The following is a 15,482-nucleotide window of genomic DNA, read 5'->3' on the forward strand; positions in this document are numbered from 1 at the left end:
GCCAATGGGCCACGTGAGGGGTAGAATGCCGCCATTCCCACCCCGGTCCGTCCTTTGCGAGGACGACAACCAGGAGATCACCATGACAACACCCCATCACGCGGGGGGCACCGTCGTTGCCGCCCTGTACAAGTTCGTGACCCTCGAGGACTATCAGGAGCTGCGCGAGCCCCTGCGCCAGACCCTGCTCGCGCATGACGTGAAAGGCACCCTGTTGCTCGCCCGCGAGGGCATCAATGGCACCGTGGCCGGCTCCCGAGACGGCATCGATGCCCTGCTCGCCTGGCTCACCGCGGACCCGCGGCTCGCCGGTATCGATCACAAGGAATCCTACTGCGACGTTCCCCCCTTCTATCGCACCAAGGTCAAGCTGAAGCGTGAGATCGTCACCCTAGGCGTCGAGGGCGTCGATCCCAACGATACCGTGGGCACCTATGTCGACCCCGAAGATTGGAACGCCGTGATCCAAGACCCCGAGGTGCTGGTGATCGACACCCGCAACGACTACGAGGTCTCCATCGGCTCCTTCGAGGGGGCCATCGACCCGCAGACCCAGTCGTTCCGCGAGTTTCCGGAGTACGTGAAGGCTCACTACGACCCGAGCCGCCACAAGAAGGTGGCGATGTTCTGCACCGGCGGCATCCGCTGCGAGAAGGCCTCGAGCTTCATGCTCGACGAAGGCTTCGAGGAGGTCTTCCACCTCAAGGGCGGCATCCTCAACTACCTGGAGAAGGTGCCCGAGGAGGCGTCGTTGTGGCGCGGCCAGTGCTTCGTGTTCGACAACCGGGTCACGGTGCGCCACGACCTCAGCGAGGGCGAGTTCGAGCAGTGCCATGCCTGCCGCATGCCGATCTCCGCCGACGACCAGCGCTCGGAATGCTACGAGCCCGGCGTCAGCTGCCCCCACTGCTGGGACTCGTTGCCGGAGAAGACACGTGCCGCGGCCCGCGAGCGCCAGAAGCAGATCCGCCTGGCCAAGCAGCGCGGCGAGCCCCATCCCCTGGGCCGCGACCCGCGCGAGCTGAAGACCGGCAGCTAATCTCCCGCCAGGCGATCCCCGACGGCGACGGCGCGCCCCGGGGCCGCGTCGTCATGCCAGCGACTCCGCTTCGCCGCCGCAGGCCGGCGCGAACCGCTCGACCCGCCACGCGGCGACGCCACCTCGCCTTGACAGTCATGCCAAAGGCTCCCATTTTGTACACAATCGTCTCATCAATGACGATTCATATGCCGTATACATAATCACAAAGGCACCTGAACCAAGGCGTCGGTTCCCGGCCCATGTCTGCCCTATCGGCGCGCCATCCCTTCTCAGGCAGGCCCTGACGAGGCTTGGGTAACCCTTTGTCCACCATGCCGCCACCGGCGGCGCTTCGGAAGGACAACATGACCGCCAACGCCCAGACCCTGTGGATCCGCCATCCCCGCGCCTGCAGCGACCCCGCCGCCGCCGGCGGCGTGGTGATCCGCGACGACCGCATCATCGAGGCCGTGCCGGCAGGGGCCACACCGGCCACGCCGATCGATGCCAGCTTCGACGCCTCTCAGCATGTGCTGCTTCCCGGGTTGGTGAATACCCACCATCATTTCTACCAGACCCTGACCCGCGCCTACTCGCCGGCGTTGAACAAGGCCCTCTTCCCCTGGCTGACCACCCTGTATGACGTCTGGGCCCACCTCACCGAGGACCAGCTGGCGGCGGCCAGTGAGCTTTCCATGATCGAGCTCTTGATGAGCGGCTGCACCACCGTGGCCGATCACCACTATGTGTTCTCCGGAGCGCTCTCCCAGGCCATCGATGTGCAGGTCGAGACCGCCCGCCGGCTCGGCGTACGCGCCGCCCTGACCCGCGGCTCGATGAGCGTGGGCCGCGACGACGGTGGCCTGCCGCCACAGTCGGTGGTGCAGGACGAGCGCACCATCCTCGACGAGAGCGCGCGACTGATCGGCGCCCATCACCAGCGCGGCGAGGGCGCCATGACCACCATCGCCCTGGCGCCCTGCTCGCCGTTCTCGGTGAGCCGCGAGCTGATGCAGGAGAGCGCGCGGCTAGCCGAGGCGGAGGACGTGCGCCTGCACACCCACCTGGCCGAGACCGAGGACGAGACCGCCTATTGCGAGCGGCTGTTCGGGATGCGCCCGCTGGACTACCTGGACGCCACCGGCTGGCTGTCCGAGCGCACCTGGCTGGCCCACGGCATCCACTTCAACGATGACGAGGTGGCCCGGCTCGGCGCCGCGGGCACCGGCATCGCCCACTGCCCATCGTCGAACATGGTGCTCGGCTCGGGGCTGTGCCGCACCCTGGAGCTGGAGGCCGCCGGCTGCCCGGTGGGCCTGGCCGTGGACGGCTCGGCCTCCAACGACCACTCCAACCTCGCCGAAGAAATGCGCCAGGCGCTGCTGCTCGGCCGACTACGCTATGCCCCAAGCCAGATCACTCACGATGACGTGATCCGCTGGGCGACCCGGGGGTCCGCCGGCTGCCTGGGGCGCAACGACATCGGCGGCCTGGCAGCCGGCCAGCAGGCCGACCTGGCACTGTTCCGCCTCGACGAGCCACGCTTCTCGGGAGCGGAGAATCCTCTCGCCGCCCTGCTGCTGTGCGGCGCTCATCGGGCCGACCGGGTGATGGTCGCCGGGCGGTGGCGAGTGACCGAGGGCCGGCCGGTCGGCGTCGATCTCGACGCCCTGCTGGCGCGTCATGATCGCGCCGCCCAGGCGCTGCGCTCCGCCGTCTAGGCCGCGGGCCGACATCGCCAGGCACACGGGTTTTCCATAACGACAACAGGAGAAACACCCATGTCGACATCCGACTCCTCCCCCGAGGCCAACACGCCGCGGGTGCGCAGCACCCGCGACGTCGATGCCATGCCGCCCCTCGGGCGAGCGATCCCGCTGGGCATTCAGCACATCCTGGCGATGTTCGTCAGCAACGTCACCGTGCCGATCATCATCGCCGGCGCCGCCGATCTGCCCGAGGCGCAGACGACGCTGATGATCCAGGCGGCGATGTTCGTGGCTGGGGTCGCGACCCTGGTGCAGTCGCTGGGCCTGGGGCCCATCGGCGCGCGGCTGCCGATCGTCATGGGCACCAGCTTCGGTTTCGTGCCGGTGCTGATCCCCATCGCCGTGGGCATGGGGGTTCCGGCCGCGCTCGGCGCGGCGCTGTGCGGCGGCGTCGCCATGGCCCTGGTAGGGCTCTTCCTGCCCTGGTTCCGCTGCCTCTTCCCGCCGGTGGTCACCGGGGTCTTCGTGGTGATGATCGGCACCCTGCTGATGCCGGTGGGCTTCGCCTACGCCGGCGGCGGCTTCGGCGCCGAGGACTTCGGCGCCCCCCACCACCTGCTGCTGGCCGCCCTGGTGCTGCTGGTCACCCTGGGCCTGCACCAGTTCGGCCGCGGCATCTGGTCCGAGACCGCTCCGCTGATCGGCCTGCTGACGGGCTACGGTACCGCCCTGGTGTTCGGCTTCGTCGACTTCTCAAGCATCGGTTCGGCCGGCTGGTTCGCCCTGCCGACGCCGTTCGCCATCGGCGTGGAGTTCCACCTCTCGGCGATCCTGCCGGTGGTGCTGCTGGCCGTGGTCACCTGCGCCGAATCGATCGGCGATATCGTCGGCACCACGGCCGGCGGCATGGACCGCGAGCCCACCCATCGGGAGCTCTCCGGTGGGGTGATGGCCGACGGCCTGTCCAGCGTGTTCGCCGCCGTGTTCAATGCCTTCCCGCAGATCAGCTTCAGCCAGAACGTCGGCATCGTCGCCCTGACCGGCGTGGTCAGCCGCTTCGTGGTGGCCATCGGCGGCGGCTTCCTGCTGCTGGCCGGGCTGATTCCCAAGCTGGGCGGGCTGGTCTCGAGCATCCCCAGCGCCGTGCTGGGCGGCGCCGTGCTGATCATGTTCGGCATGATCGCCAGCGCCGGCATCAAGATGCTTTCCAACATCGAGTTCAACAAGCGCAACATGGTGATCATCGGCATCTCGCTGTCGGCGGCCATCGGCCTGCCGGCCCAGGCAGGGCTCTACGCCGGCTACACCGAGAACGTCCAGGCGATCATCGAATCCGGGCTGATTCCCGGCGCCCTGTGCGCCATCCTCCTCAACCTGGTGCTGCCCAAGCACGACCGCACCTTCCGCGACGACGTCTGAGCCCCCGGCCGCCCCGCCCGGGGTGGCCGCTTCCTGCTGTGTCTGCGGCGCGACTTCGACCATTGGTGGAAACCATTTCCGCAGGCAAGACAGCTCGCGCCCGACACGGTATGCTGATCGATTCGAGCAGCCGCAGCAGGAGATCAGGCAGTGAGCGAAGGTAAGCGCAGAACGGCAGGACGCCCGGCCACCGGCAAGAGCGGCGGCGGCCATAGCCAGTCCCTGGTGCGCGGACTCAACCTGCTGGAGCGCCTGGCGGGCAATCCCGGCGGCCTGGCCTTGTCCGAGATCGCCGAGCAGGCCGAGCTCGCCCCCTCCACGACCCACCGGCTCCTCCAGGCCCTGCAGAGCCAGGGTTTCATCACCCAGGACAACGAGCTCGGGGTGTGGAAGATCGACGTCAAGACCTTCCGCATCGGCAACAGCTTCCTCGAGGCCCGCGACTTCGTGGCCGCCAGCCGCCCCTTCCTGCGACGGTTGACGGCCCAGACCGGCGAGACCGCCAACCTCGGCATGCGCGACGGCAGCACGGCGGTGTTCCTGGCCCAGAGCGAGTCGCCGCAGATGATGCGCATGATCACCCGCCTAGGTTCCCGCGCGCCGCTACACGCCTCCGGAGTCGGCAAGGCGCTGATGGCCTGGCTGCCCGACGACGAACTCGAGCGGGTACTCGACGAGCGCGGCCTGGCCCGGGTGACCGTCAATACGCTCCACGACTCGGGGTCGCTGCGCGAGAGCCTGGCCGAGATCCGCCGCCAGGGCTACGCCTGCGACCGCGAGGAACACGCCATCGGCCTGCACTGCGTGGCCGCCTGCATCCACGACGAGCAGGGCACCCCGCTCGCCGCCATCTCGGTGTCCGGCCCCATGGCGCGGATCCCCGAGGAGCGCCTTGCCGAGCTCGGCGAGCAGGTGCGCCAGGCCGCCGAGGAGATCACCGCCCGGCTGGGCGGGCGCATCCCCGCCGCCGACGAGCTGCCGGCCTGACCCGGGCCCGGCGACGCCGGGCCACCCCCCTCACGACTCCAGCCGCGCCAGCTGTCCTTCGAGCCGATCCATCAGTTCGAACAGCTGGCGATACTCCGCGATCGACAGCGGCGCCACGAGCTCCGCTTCCCAGGCCCGAGCCTCGGGCACCAGCGCCGCCAGCAGCGCATGCCCCGCCTCGCTGAGCCGTAGTTCGTGGCGGCGCTGATCCTCACGCGCCGCTCGGCGATGAATCAGGCCGCGATCCTCGAGCGCCTGCACCGCCCGGGAGACCCGCGCCTTGTCCATGCGCGTGGCCTCGCGGATCTGCTTGGCGGTCAGCTGCTCGCGGTGATGCAGCCAGGCCAGCACCCGCCACTGAGCCACGCTCAGGTCGTGACGCGTCTCGTAGAGGCGCGCCAGGGCCTGGCTGATGCGATCGGCCAGGCTGTCGAGGCGATAGGGCAGGAAGCGTTCGAGATCGAAGCGTTCCGCCGGGGCATCGTGGGGCATCATGAGTCTCTTGCGGCGTCGGAGGAGGGCGTCATACCAAGGTCGCGTAATGGTTGCATATGAAACCAAAGGCGCCTAGCCTGCCATATAGTTTCATTTGAAACCAATGCTCCCGTGAGGTCACATAATGACAACATCGCTCGACCATCAGCCGGGCTTTCGCAACCACTTCGCCAGCGAGGCCCTGCCCGGCGCGCTGCCCGAAGGCCAGAACTCTCCCCAGCGCTGCCCCTACGGGCTCTACGCCGAGCAGTTTTCCGGCTCGGCCTTCACCGCGCCGCGTGGCCACAACCTGCGCAGCTGGCTGTATCGCATCCGCCCCTCGGTGGCCCAGAGCGCCTACCAGCCTCTCGATGTCGGGGATGTCGCGACCGCTCCGCCGAGCCATCCCGCCGCCGATCCCAACCAGATGCGCTGGGACCCGCTGCCGCTGCCCGAGGCGCCCCGCGACTTCCTCGACGGCCTGCTGACCCTCGCCGTCAACGGCGATGCCGCCACCCAGACCGGCTGCGGCGTGCACCTCTACGCCTGCAACCGCGACATGACCGAGCGCTTCTTCTACGACGCCGACGGCGAGCTGTTGATCGTGCCCCAGCTCGGCGCCCTGCGGCTGCGTACCGAGTTCGGCGAGCTCGAGATTCGCGGCGGCGAGATCGCGCTGATCCCGCGGGGGGTCAAGTTTCAGGTCCGCCTGGCCGAGGGCTGCGAGGCCGCCCGAGGCTACGTCTGCGAGAACTACGGCAGCCCCTTCGAACTACCGGGGCTGGGGCCGATCGGTGCCAACGGCCTGGCCAACCCACGCGACTTCCTGGCCCCGGTGGCCGCCTATGAAGAACTCGAGGGCGAGTTCGAGCTGGTGGCCAAGTTCTCCGGGCGCTTCTGGCGCACCCGGCTCGACCACTCGCCGCTGGACGTGGTGGCCTGGCACGGCAACGTCACGCCCTACAAGTACGACCTGGCCCACTTCAACACCATCAACAGCGTGAGTTTCGATCACCCCGACCCGTCGATCTTCACCGTGCTGACCTCGCCCTCGGACACCGCCGGCACCGCCAACCTCGACTTCGTGATCTTCCCGCCACGCTGGATGGTCGCCGAAGACACCTTCCGCCCGCCCTACTTCCATCGCAACCTGATGAGCGAGTTCATGGGCCTGATCCACGGCGAGTACGACGCCAAGGCGGAAGGCTTCGTGCCCGGCGGCGCCAGCCTGCATAACTGCATGTCGCCCCATGGCCCGGATGCGGACACCTTCGACAAGGCCACCCAGGCCACCCTCGAACCGACCTACCTGGGCAATACCCTGGCCTTCATGTTCGAGAGCCGCTACGTCTTCCAGCCCACCGAGACGGCGCTGGCGGCGAATTTCCGCCAGCGCGACTATGTCGACGTCTGGCAGGGGCTGACCTCGCACTTCGATCCGAATCGGCGCTGAGCCGCACCATCGACCGCTTCCCCTGACACTTCTCCCATAACAGGAACGCCATCATGAAACTCGCCACCCTGAACACCGGCCGCGACGGCGAACTGATCGTCGTCTCCCGCGACCTGACCCGCGCCGTGCGCGCCACCGAGATCGCCGCCACCCTGCAGCAGGCGATCGAGCGCTGGGACACGCTCGCCCCGCGCCTCGAAGAGCGCTACGCGGCGCTCAACGAGGGGCGCGTCGAGGCCGCCTTCGACCTCGACATGGCCAGCCTGCATTCACCGCTGCCGCGCGCCTATCAATGGGCCGACGGCTCCGCCTACCTCAACCACGTTCAGCTGGTCCGCCAGGCGCGGGGCGCCGAGATGCCCGAGACCTTCTGGACCGACCCGCTGATGTACCAGGGCGGCAGCGACCGTTTCCTGGCGCCGACCGAGGACATCGAGGCGGTCAGCGAGGAGCACGGCATCGACTTCGAGGGCGAGCTGGCGGTGATCACCGACGATGTACCGATGGCGGTGACGCCCGAGCAGGCCGCCGGCCACATCAAGCTGATCATGCTGGTCAACGACGTCAGCCTGCGAGGCCTGATCCCCGGCGAGCTGGCCAAGGGCTTCGGCTTCTTCCAGGCCAAGCCGGCCTCCAGCTTCTCGCCGATCTGCGTGACCCCGGACGAGCTGGGCGAGGCATGGAAGGACGGCCGCGTCCATCTGCCGCTGACCGTGCACCTCAACGGCGACAAGTTCGGCGCGCCCGAGGCCGGCCCGGACATGATCTTCGGCTTCCCCGAGCTCGTCGCCCATGCCGCCCGCACTCGTCAGCTGGGCGCCGGCGCCGTGGTCGGCTCGGGCACCGTCTCCAACCCCGATGCCGACGGCGGCCCCGGCAAGCCGGTCGCCGATGGCGGCGTGGGTTACAGCTGCCTGGCCGAGATACGCATGGTCGAGAAGATCCTGCATGATGAGGTCAAGACGCCCTTCATGCGCTTCGGCGACCGGGTGCGCATCGAGATGCTCGATCGCAACGGCCACAGCATCTTCGGCGCCATCGACCAGCAGGTGGTGGCACAGCAGCCACACTGATACCGAGCCCACGACAAAGGACGCCGGCATATGACCACGCTACACGGCTACTTCCGCTCATCCGCTGCCTATCGAGTACGTATCGTGCTGAACCTCAAGGGCCTGGCCTTTGAGACGGCCCCGGTCGACCTGGTCGCGGGGGAGCAGCGCGGCGATACCTTCCTGGCCGATAACCCCCAGGGCCTGGTGCCGATGCTGGTCACCGATGATGGCCGACGACTGACCCAGTCGCTGGCCATCTGCGAGTATCTGGAAGAATGCCACCCCGAACCGGCGCTGCTGCCCGAGACGCCCTCCGAGCGCGCCCGGGTGCGGGCCCTGGCTCAGCTGGTGGCCTGCGAGATGCATCCGGTCAACAACCTCAGGGTGCTCAAGTACCTGACCGGCGAGCTGGGGGCCGACGAAGCGGCCAAGCTCGCCTGGTATCGCCACTGGGTCGACACGGGCTTCGCCGCCCTGGAGCCGATGCTCAGCCGCGAGGACGGCAGCGGCGACTTCTGCCACGGCGACACCCCGACCCTGGCCGACGCCTGCCTGGTGCCTCAGTTGTTCAACGCCGAGCGCTTCGAGTGCGATCTCGCGCCCTACCCGCGCATCCGCCGCATCGGCGAGAACGCCCGCAAGCTGTCGGCCTTCCAGCGCGCGGCTCCCGGCGAGCAACCCGACGCGCGCTGACCCCCGCCGCAAACGCCCATCTTCCCGCGACGTTGCGGGCGGGTGGGCGTCGTCGATCTGCCTCACGCAGGCCGCTTCAGCAGCTCGCGGATCAGCTCTCTGTGCTCGCCGTGCAGGTGATAGGCGACATGGGCCTTGAGTTCGATCACCGGCGCATCCTCGACGACGAACAGCCGCTGCCGCCGACACCAGGGCGCCACGATATCCCTCGGCAGATAGGCGGCACCGCCGCATTCCAGCAGCAGCTTCAGGGCGATGCGCCCGCTGTTGACCCGCCCTCGGGCCAACAGCCGCTGAGGGAAGTGACCCTCGTGGACGCTGGCGAAGGCGGTGCCCCATTCGACGCGTATGTAGCCATCGCCCACCGCCCGCTCCGCGCGGTCGTCGGGGCGGCTCGACACCATCACCAAGGGGATGGCCGCCACCTCCTCGACGCCCACCCCGCGAAGATGCGGCGTATCGTAGAGGAAGCCGACGTCGATCATGTTCTGCTCGAGCTTCTCGACCACCCGCCGCGGCGTGCTCTCCTCGGCGCGCAGCCCAAGCGTCGGGTAGCTACGATAGAGATGGGTGAGCCAGTCCTCGAGGAAGATATCCCATAGGCTGGCGACCCCGGCCACCACCAGGCGCCGCTGATGCCGTTCGCTGAGCGCGGTGTCCTCATAGGCCCGCTCCCAGGCGCCGAGGATGAAGCGCGCATGGCGCTCCATGCGCTCCCCGGCCGGCGTCAGGCCGATGCGATGGTGGCCACGCGTGAACAGGGCCAGCCCGAGATGCTCCTCGAGCTGGCGGATGCGGGCGCTGACGGTCGACGGCGAGACACAGAGGCGCTCCGCGGCCTTGCCGAAGTTGCGCAGCCGGCCGACCTCGAGGAAAGTTTCCAGCAGTTGCGTATCCAAGGCGCTCACCTTCGGTTTTGCTGTTCATGAAAGCCAAAAAAATTTGTTTTGCAGCATGCCAGCTTTTCCCTAGGCTGGCTGCCCCACGCTCACCCGAGGTTGTCCTTCATGGCGTCCCGACTCCTGCGCTGCCTGCCCTTCCTGAGCTGGGGACGCACGCTCGACCGCCGAACGCTCTCCGCCGACCTGATGGCCGGGCTCACCGGCGCCGTCCTGGTGCTGCCCCAGGGCGTCGCCTACGCCTTCATCGCCGGCCTGCCGCCGGAGGTGGGCCTCTACACCGCCATCGTCGCCGCGACCGTCGCCGCGCTGTTCGGCAGCTCCTGGCACATGATCTCCGGCCCCACCGCCGCGCTCTCCATCGTGCTGGCCAGCGTGGTCGGCAGCCTCGGCCCCCTGTCGCCCGCGGCCTACCTGGGGGCGGCCCTGACCGTCACCCTGCTGGTCGGCCTGATCCAACTGACGATGGGGCTCTTGCGGCTCGGCAACCTGGTGAGCTTCATCTCCCACACGGTGGTGATCGGCTTCACCTCGGGGGCGGCGATCCTGATCGTGACCAGCCAGCTGCAGCACCTGCTCGGCGTCTCCGTCACGGGGCAGGGTTTCCTGGTGGAGCTGGCCGCACTGATCCGGGCGCTACCGGAGACCAACCCCTTTGCGCTGGCCATCGGGCTGATCTCGCTGACCACCTCGCTGGTGGTACGCCGACTCAATCGCCGCGCCCCGCACCTGCTGCTGGGCCTGGCCGTCGGCAGCCTGGCCTGCTGGCTGGTCGACGGCGCGGCCCACGGGGTCGCGCTGGTCGGCGCCCTGCCGGGCACCCTGCCGCCGCTGACGCTGCCCGAGCTGTCCCCGGACAGCCTGCGCACCCTGACCTCCGGCGCCTTCGCCATCGCCCTGCTGGGGTTGATCGAGGCGGTCTCGATCGCCCGCTCCATCGCCCTGCGCTCGCGCCAGGTGATCGACGGCAACCAAGAGTTCATCGGCCAGGGGCTGTCCAATATCGTCGGCGGCTTCTTCTCCTGCTACGCCAGCTCCGGCTCCTTCACTCGCTCCGGCGCCAACTATGATGCCGGGGCCCGCACCCCGCTGGCCGCGGTGTTCGCCGCCATCCTGCTGGTGCTGATCCTGGTGTTCGTGCCGGGCATCACCGCCTACCTGCCGCTGCCCGCCATGGCCGGCGGCATCCTGCTGATCGCCTGGAACCTGATCGATTTCCGGCATATCGTCCAGCTGGTGCGCGCCAGCCGCCACGAGGCACTGGTGCTCACCGCGACCATCGCCGCCACGCTGCTGGTGGCGCTGGAGTTCGCCATCTACATCGGCGTGCTGCTGTCGCTGGTGCTGTATCTCAAGCGCACCTCGCGGCCGACCGTGATGGAGGTGGCACCGCGCCAGGATCATCCGCGCCGTCATGTCCGCAACGTCTCACGCTACGAGCTCACCCAGTGTCCGCAGCTGAAGATGCTACGCATCGATGGCTCGCTGTTCTTCGGCGCCACCGACCATGTGCAACGCCGCCTGCGGGTGTTCAGCGCCGCCCCGGGCACGCGGGTGCTGATCATCGGCAAGGGCATCAACTTCATCGATACCGCCGGGGTCGAGTTGCTGCTTCAGGAAACCGAACGCCTGCGCGGCCAGGGCGGCGACCTGATGATCAGCTCGCTCAAGGGCACGGTGCTGGACGAACTGCGCCGGCGCGGCGACCTGGCGCGGCTCGGTGAGGCGCGTTTCTTCGAGTCCACCGCGGCGGCGCTCGCCGCCATCGTCCCGACCCTGGACCCCGAGGTGTGCCGGACCTGCACCCTGAGGGTCTTCGACGAGTGCGCCTCGATGCCTGCGCCGGAGGAGGACATCCTGGCGCGGGAAGGCTGAAGCCAGGCGCCGCGCGGAGTACACTAGGGCACCTGCTACCCACCGCCAGCCGAGGCCCGTGCATGAGTTCTCATCTGCTCTCCATCGACTCCCTCTCCCGCGACGAGATCGACCACTTGATGCGGGTGGCGGCGCGCCTGGAGCCCGTCGCCCAGCGGCGTAAGATCACCCGGGTGCTGGAGGGCGCGGTACTCGGCAACCTGTTCTTCGAGGCCAGCACCCGCACCCGGGTCAGCTTCCACGCCGCCTTCTCGCGGCTCGGCGGCAGCGTCTGCGACACCACCGGCTTCACCTTCTCCTCCATGGCCAAGGGCGAGTCGCTCTACGACACCAGCCGGGTGATGAGCGGCTACTGCGACGCCATCGTGATGCGCCACCCGGACCAGGGCTCGGTGGCCGAGTTCGCCGCCGCCACCCATGTGCCGGTGATCAACGCCGGCGACGGGCCCGGCGAGCACCCGAGCCAGGCGCTGCTGGACTTCTACACCATCGACAAGGAGTTCACCCAGCAGGGCAAGGCGCTGAAGGATGCCCACGTGCTGATGACCGGCGACCTGAAGTACGGGCGCACCGTGCACTCGCTGATCCGCTTGCTGGCGCGCTATGCGCCGATGCGCATCACCCTGGTGGCACCGCCCGGGCTCGAGATGCCCCGCCATCTGATCGAGCGCGTCAGCCACCAGGGGCTCACCGTGGAGGTGCGCGAGAGCCTGGCCGGCGACTTCTCCGACGTCGACGTGGTCTACACCACGCGCATCCAGAAGGAGCGCTTCACCGCCGAGATGAGCGAGGGCTTCAACCTCTCCCGCGACTTCACCGTCGACCGCGCCTTCCTCGACAGCCGCTGCAACGCCTCCACCATCGTCATGCACCCCCTGCCGCGCGACAGCCGCCCCGAGGCCAACGACCTCGACGTCGACTTGAACGGCGATCCGCGCCTGGCGATCTTCCGCCAGACCGACAACGGCATCCCGATGCGCATGGCGATCTTCGCCACCCTGCTCGAGGTCGATGATCAGATCGAGCGCGACCTGCGCGCCGTGCCCTGGTTCGTGCCGAAGCGCCTCGGCGTGGACGACGCGTAACACGGAATCGCCGCGCATCGGCGGCCCGATCGACGAGTTTCGCCTAAGCTTGCCGAGAGACAGGCGATACATCGCATGATGGGGAGGCGAGCCGATGAACCTGCAACGGGCCTATGCGCTGCTGGCGCTCTTCTATACCGCATTACTGGCGATCGGCGTCCTCGCCGTGGTGATGGGCGGCGGCACGCCGCTGTCGCTGGTGCAGCTGGCCATCGGCGCGGTGGCCGTGATCGGCCTCTGGGGCTACTGCCTCGGCCGCCAGGCCATGAACCGGCGGACCTGGCGGCCGTTCAGCGGGGTGCTGGTCGCCAGCATCGCGGCCAGTGTCGGATGGCTGGCCACGATGGCCCCCTCAAGCATCGAGCTGACCTGGCTGCTGACCGGCATCATCTTCACCACGCTGCCGGCCCTGCTGCTGTTCCGCTATGGGGATCGTGACCAGGACCTGTGGGCCACGCCGGGCGAGCTCGCGGGCGGCCAGGCCCTGGGCGAGCTGCTGGAACAACAACGGGAAGTGACGCTGGAGACACACGACGCCCCGCGCCCCGCCAGCGTCCACCTCAGCCGCGACGGCGAGCGCTATCTGGCACGCGTGGTGCGGGGCCGGGGCGAGGCGGCGGAACGCTTCGAGGAACGCTTCGCACGCCCCGCCACGCTGGCCTTCTTCATCGAGGCCTTCACCGGCATCGACGTGCAGGATGGCGTGGCCCGTTACCGGGAGGGGGCACAGACGGCCCGAGGCGCGTCTGGCGAATCGGCGGGCGACGACTCGGCGACGGCCCCTGGCTGACGGGCCTAGCGGGGCGGCAGCCCCTCGGCGCGGGCCAGCCAGGCTTCGAGGATCAACACCGCGGCCAGTCCATCGACGCCATCCTCGCGGTAGTTGCCGCGGTGGCCGTCCTCCCGGGCGATGCTCTTGGCCTCACGGGTGGAGCCACGCTCGTCGGCCATCTCGCAGGGCACCCCATGGCGGCCATATAACCGCTTGCCGAACTTGCGGGCGCGGGTGCTCATCACGCTCTCGCTGCCGTCCATGTTGAGCGGCAGGCCGACCACGAACAGGTCCGGCCGCCATTCATCGACCAGCCGCGCGACCCGCTCCCAGTCGGGGATGCCATCGCGGGCCGGCAACGGCTCCAGGACCCGGGCGCTGGCGGTGAGCTCGTTGCCCACCGCCACGCCGATGCGCCGGGTGCCGAAGTCGAAGCCCAGGATCAGACGCTGGCCACTCATCGCCACCTCCCGGCCACGGCGACCGCGTCGGCCGTTCCCGATGGATCAACCATGGCCGGCTTCACGGGTCATCAGGTTCAGGTCCACGCCCAGCAGGTTGGCGCTGGCCCCCAGGCGCTGCTCCGGGGGCACCTCGAAGAGCACGTCGGGACGGCCTTCCACGGTCAGCCAGGTGTTGTCCATCAGCTCCTGCTCGAGCTGGCCGGACTCCCAGCCGACACAGCCCAGGCAGACCAGGAACTTCTCCGGGCCGCGGCCGGCGGCCAGCGCCTCGAGCACGTCCATCGAGGTGGTCAGGGCGATGTCGTCGGTCACCTGCAGGCTCGAGTCCCACTGCTGGCTGTCGCCCTCGTGCAGGATGAAGCCGCGCTCCTTGTGGACCGGGCCGCCGTAGTAGACCGGGGCACTGAGGTTCGCGCTGGCACTGCATTCCAGCTCGAGCTGCTCGAACAGCGCCTCGAGGGTCAGCTCGTCCATGGGACGATTGACGACCACGCCCATGGTGCCCTTGTCATCGTGATCGCAGAGGTAGCTGAGGGTGCCGGCGAAATTGGGATCTTCCAGGTGCGGCATCGCCATCAGGAAGTGATTTTTCAAGCTTTGCATGGAGCTCCCCAGCGGAAGGCGGGCGCGCAACGGGCGCGGCCGCCGTGTGTCTGCGTGCGCCGTCGTCCGGTGCCTAGCGCACGCCGTAATCATTACCTTCACCGAACCGCCAGAAGCGGCTGATGGACAGGCTGTCCAGATCGCCCATGCCCGCATCGAAGGGGCGATACGGCGCGGCGTCGCGGACGGTGTCCAGGGCCGCTTGATCGAGTTCGGGATGTCCCGAGGATTGTACCACTTCCGCCCGGCGAAGCTGACCGTCGCGGCCGATCACCACGCGGATCTGGAGCCGGCCCGAAAGCCCTGGCGGCGCCGGGTGAACCCGATTGCCGTAGTCCTCGACCCGGCGCGTCCAGTCGTCGATGTAGCGCGCCTCGGCGGCTCGTTGCGCCGCCGGCCGTGCCGCCTCAGGCGTGTCGCCGACCGCCTCGGCGGAGAGCCCCTGCTCACGGATACGGGTGGTGGCCTGAGCGAGCAGGTCGCGCCCCGACACCTGGCCGCCGGGCTCCCCGGTGGCCTCCGGCGCCTGCGGCGGGGCCGGCTCGGGGCGGGTCTCGGGCGCGTTGGCGACCTTATCTGCGTCTGCGTCTGCGTCTGCGGCGACGGCCGGCGGCTCAGGCTCAGGCTCCACCGAGGCCTCCGCCCCATCGCTCGCCGGCGACGCCGATGATGCCTCCCGTGGCCGATCGGGAACTCTCGCCGCGGGCGGCGTTTCGGTCGACTCGTTCGCCGTCTCCCGGGCGGCCTCGCCCGGCGTCTCGGCGGTGGCCGCTACCGAGGCGGACCGGGGCATCAGCACCACGTCGAGGCCGCTACGCTCCGGCGCTCGGGAAGACGGCGTGAGGCTCGCCAGCACGCCGATCACCGCCAGGTGCAACAGCAACGATACCGCCCCGGCCAGCCACCAGCGATGGCGACGCGTCACCGGCACATGACGGGGCGGGGCATGCACGGGGGCGACCATGGCAGCGGT

Annotated in this window: 15 protein-coding genes; 10 read left to right on the forward strand and 5 right to left on the reverse strand. The window is 69.0% G+C overall.

Going from position 1 to position 15,482, the window contains the following annotated elements:
* Positions 1-82: 82 nt before the first annotated feature.
* From trhO to ETC07_RS03700, 4 genes are all read left to right on the forward strand, one after another.
* Positions 83-1,039: an oxygen-dependent tRNA uridine(34) hydroxylase TrhO gene (trhO, locus tag ETC07_RS03685; RefSeq protein ID WP_136247156.1), complete on the forward strand. Its 957-nt coding sequence runs from the start codon at positions 83-85 to the stop codon at positions 1,037-1,039.
* Positions 1,040-1,386: 347 nt separating this feature from the next.
* The gene (locus tag ETC07_RS03690; protein WP_136247157.1) at positions 1,387-2,742 is read left to right on the forward strand and encodes an 8-oxoguanine deaminase; all 1,356 of its coding nucleotides are present in this window, start codon (positions 1,387-1,389) and stop codon (positions 2,740-2,742) included.
* Between the two features lie 60 nt (positions 2,743-2,802).
* Complete coding sequence (locus ETC07_RS03695) at positions 2,803-4,149, forward strand: uracil-xanthine permease family protein (protein ID WP_136247158.1); 1,347 nt, start codon at positions 2,803-2,805, stop codon at positions 4,147-4,149.
* 150 nt (positions 4,150-4,299) lie between these two features.
* Positions 4,300-5,136: an IclR family transcriptional regulator gene (locus tag ETC07_RS03700; protein WP_136247159.1), complete on the forward strand. Its 837-nt coding sequence runs from the start codon at positions 4,300-4,302 to the stop codon at positions 5,134-5,136.
* A gap of 30 nt (positions 5,137-5,166) precedes the next feature.
* On the opposite strand, the gene ETC07_RS03705 is transcribed toward ETC07_RS03700, so the two are convergent.
* A complete protein-coding gene (locus ETC07_RS03705) occupies positions 5,167-5,631 on the reverse strand; it encodes a MarR family winged helix-turn-helix transcriptional regulator (RefSeq protein WP_136247160.1) in 465 nt (154 codons plus the stop codon).
* A 124-nt stretch (positions 5,632-5,755) separates the two neighbouring features.
* Here ETC07_RS03705 and hmgA point away from each other — a divergent pair, with 124 nt between their 5' ends.
* The 3 genes from hmgA to maiA are packed head-to-tail and all read left to right on the forward strand — an operon-like array spanning position 5,756 to position 8,811.
* Positions 5,756-7,063 carry a homogentisate 1,2-dioxygenase gene (hmgA, locus tag ETC07_RS03710; RefSeq protein ID WP_136247161.1) on the forward strand — a complete coding sequence of 436 codons (1,308 nt, stop codon included), beginning with the start codon at positions 5,756-5,758 and terminating at the stop codon, positions 7,061-7,063.
* Positions 7,064-7,116: 53 nt separating this feature from the next.
* On the forward strand, positions 7,117-8,136 hold the full coding sequence (locus ETC07_RS03715; RefSeq protein ID WP_136247162.1) for a fumarylacetoacetate hydrolase family protein: 1,020 nt from the start codon (positions 7,117-7,119) through the stop codon (positions 8,134-8,136).
* 30 nt (positions 8,137-8,166) lie between these two features.
* Positions 8,167-8,811, forward strand: a complete 645-nt coding sequence (gene maiA / locus ETC07_RS03720) for a maleylacetoacetate isomerase (RefSeq protein ID WP_136247163.1) — start codon at positions 8,167-8,169, stop codon at positions 8,809-8,811.
* Positions 8,812-8,873: 62 nt separating this feature from the next.
* On the opposite strand, the gene ETC07_RS03725 is transcribed toward maiA, so the two are convergent.
* On the reverse strand, positions 8,874-9,719 hold the full coding sequence (locus tag ETC07_RS03725; protein ID WP_136247164.1) for a LysR family transcriptional regulator: 846 nt from the start codon (positions 9,717-9,719) through the stop codon (positions 8,874-8,876).
* A gap of 99 nt (positions 9,720-9,818) precedes the next feature.
* Here ETC07_RS03725 and ETC07_RS03730 point away from each other — a divergent pair, with 99 nt between their 5' ends.
* From ETC07_RS03730 to ETC07_RS03740, 3 genes are all read left to right on the forward strand, one after another.
* On the forward strand, positions 9,819-11,585 hold the full coding sequence (locus ETC07_RS03730; protein WP_168709157.1) for a SulP family inorganic anion transporter: 1,767 nt from the start codon (positions 9,819-9,821) through the stop codon (positions 11,583-11,585).
* A gap of 62 nt (positions 11,586-11,647) precedes the next feature.
* A complete protein-coding gene (pyrB, locus tag ETC07_RS03735; protein WP_136247165.1) occupies positions 11,648-12,670 on the forward strand; it encodes an aspartate carbamoyltransferase in 1,023 nt (340 codons plus the stop codon).
* Positions 12,671-12,764: 94 nt separating this feature from the next.
* The gene (locus tag ETC07_RS03740; RefSeq protein ID WP_205742499.1) at positions 12,765-13,460 is read left to right on the forward strand and encodes a hypothetical protein; all 696 of its coding nucleotides are present in this window, start codon (positions 12,765-12,767) and stop codon (positions 13,458-13,460) included.
* 5 nt (positions 13,461-13,465) lie between these two features.
* On the opposite strand, the gene ruvX is transcribed toward ETC07_RS03740, so the two are convergent.
* The 3 genes from ruvX to ETC07_RS03755 all read right to left on the reverse strand — a co-directional run bounded on the left by ruvX (position 13,466) and on the right by ETC07_RS03755 (position 15,473).
* Entirely contained in the window at positions 13,466-13,909 is a 444-nt protein-coding gene (ruvX, locus tag ETC07_RS03745; RefSeq protein ID WP_136247166.1) for a Holliday junction resolvase RuvX, read from the reverse strand.
* A 39-nt stretch (positions 13,910-13,948) separates the two neighbouring features.
* Positions 13,949-14,509: a YqgE/AlgH family protein gene (locus tag ETC07_RS03750; protein WP_136247167.1), complete on the reverse strand. Its 561-nt coding sequence runs from the start codon at positions 14,507-14,509 to the stop codon at positions 13,949-13,951.
* Positions 14,510-14,582: 73 nt separating this feature from the next.
* A complete protein-coding gene (locus ETC07_RS03755; RefSeq protein WP_136247168.1) occupies positions 14,583-15,473 on the reverse strand; it encodes a TonB family protein in 891 nt (296 codons plus the stop codon).
* Between the last annotated feature and the right edge of the window lie 9 nt (positions 15,474-15,482).

Source organism: Halomonas borealis, from assembly GCF_004798905.1.
Taxonomy (GTDB): Bacteria; Pseudomonadota; Gammaproteobacteria; order Pseudomonadales; family Halomonadaceae; genus Halomonas; species Halomonas borealis.

Excerpts from the sequence above, each read along its gene's own strand:
- trhO (WP_136247156.1), top strand. The coding sequence starts at position 83 with ATGACAACACCCCATCACGCGGGGGGCACCGTCGTTGCCGCCCTGTAC.
- ETC07_RS03690 (WP_136247157.1), top strand. The coding sequence starts at position 1,387 with ATGACCGCCAACGCCCAGACCCTGTGGATCCGCCATCCCCGCGCCTGC.
- ETC07_RS03695 (WP_136247158.1), top strand. The coding sequence starts at position 2,803 with ATGTCGACATCCGACTCCTCCCCCGAGGCCAACACGCCGCGGGTGCGC.
- ETC07_RS03705 (WP_136247160.1), bottom strand. The coding sequence starts at position 5,631 with ATGATGCCCCACGATGCCCCGGCGGAACGCTTCGATCTCGAACGCTTC.
- hmgA (WP_136247161.1), top strand. The coding sequence starts at position 5,756 with ATGACAACATCGCTCGACCATCAGCCGGGCTTTCGCAACCACTTCGCC.
- ETC07_RS03715 (WP_136247162.1), top strand. The coding sequence starts at position 7,117 with ATGAAACTCGCCACCCTGAACACCGGCCGCGACGGCGAACTGATCGTC.
- maiA (WP_136247163.1), top strand. The coding sequence starts at position 8,167 with ATGACCACGCTACACGGCTACTTCCGCTCATCCGCTGCCTATCGAGTA.
- ETC07_RS03730 (WP_168709157.1), top strand. The coding sequence starts at position 9,819 with ATGGCGTCCCGACTCCTGCGCTGCCTGCCCTTCCTGAGCTGGGGACGC.
- pyrB (WP_136247165.1), top strand. The coding sequence starts at position 11,648 with ATGAGTTCTCATCTGCTCTCCATCGACTCCCTCTCCCGCGACGAGATC.
- ETC07_RS03740 (WP_205742499.1), top strand. The coding sequence starts at position 12,765 with ATGAACCTGCAACGGGCCTATGCGCTGCTGGCGCTCTTCTATACCGCA.
- ETC07_RS03750 (WP_136247167.1), bottom strand. The coding sequence starts at position 14,509 with ATGCAAAGCTTGAAAAATCACTTCCTGATGGCGATGCCGCACCTGGAA.
- ETC07_RS03755 (WP_136247168.1), bottom strand. The coding sequence starts at position 15,473 with ATGGTCGCCCCCGTGCATGCCCCGCCCCGTCATGTGCCGGTGACGCGT.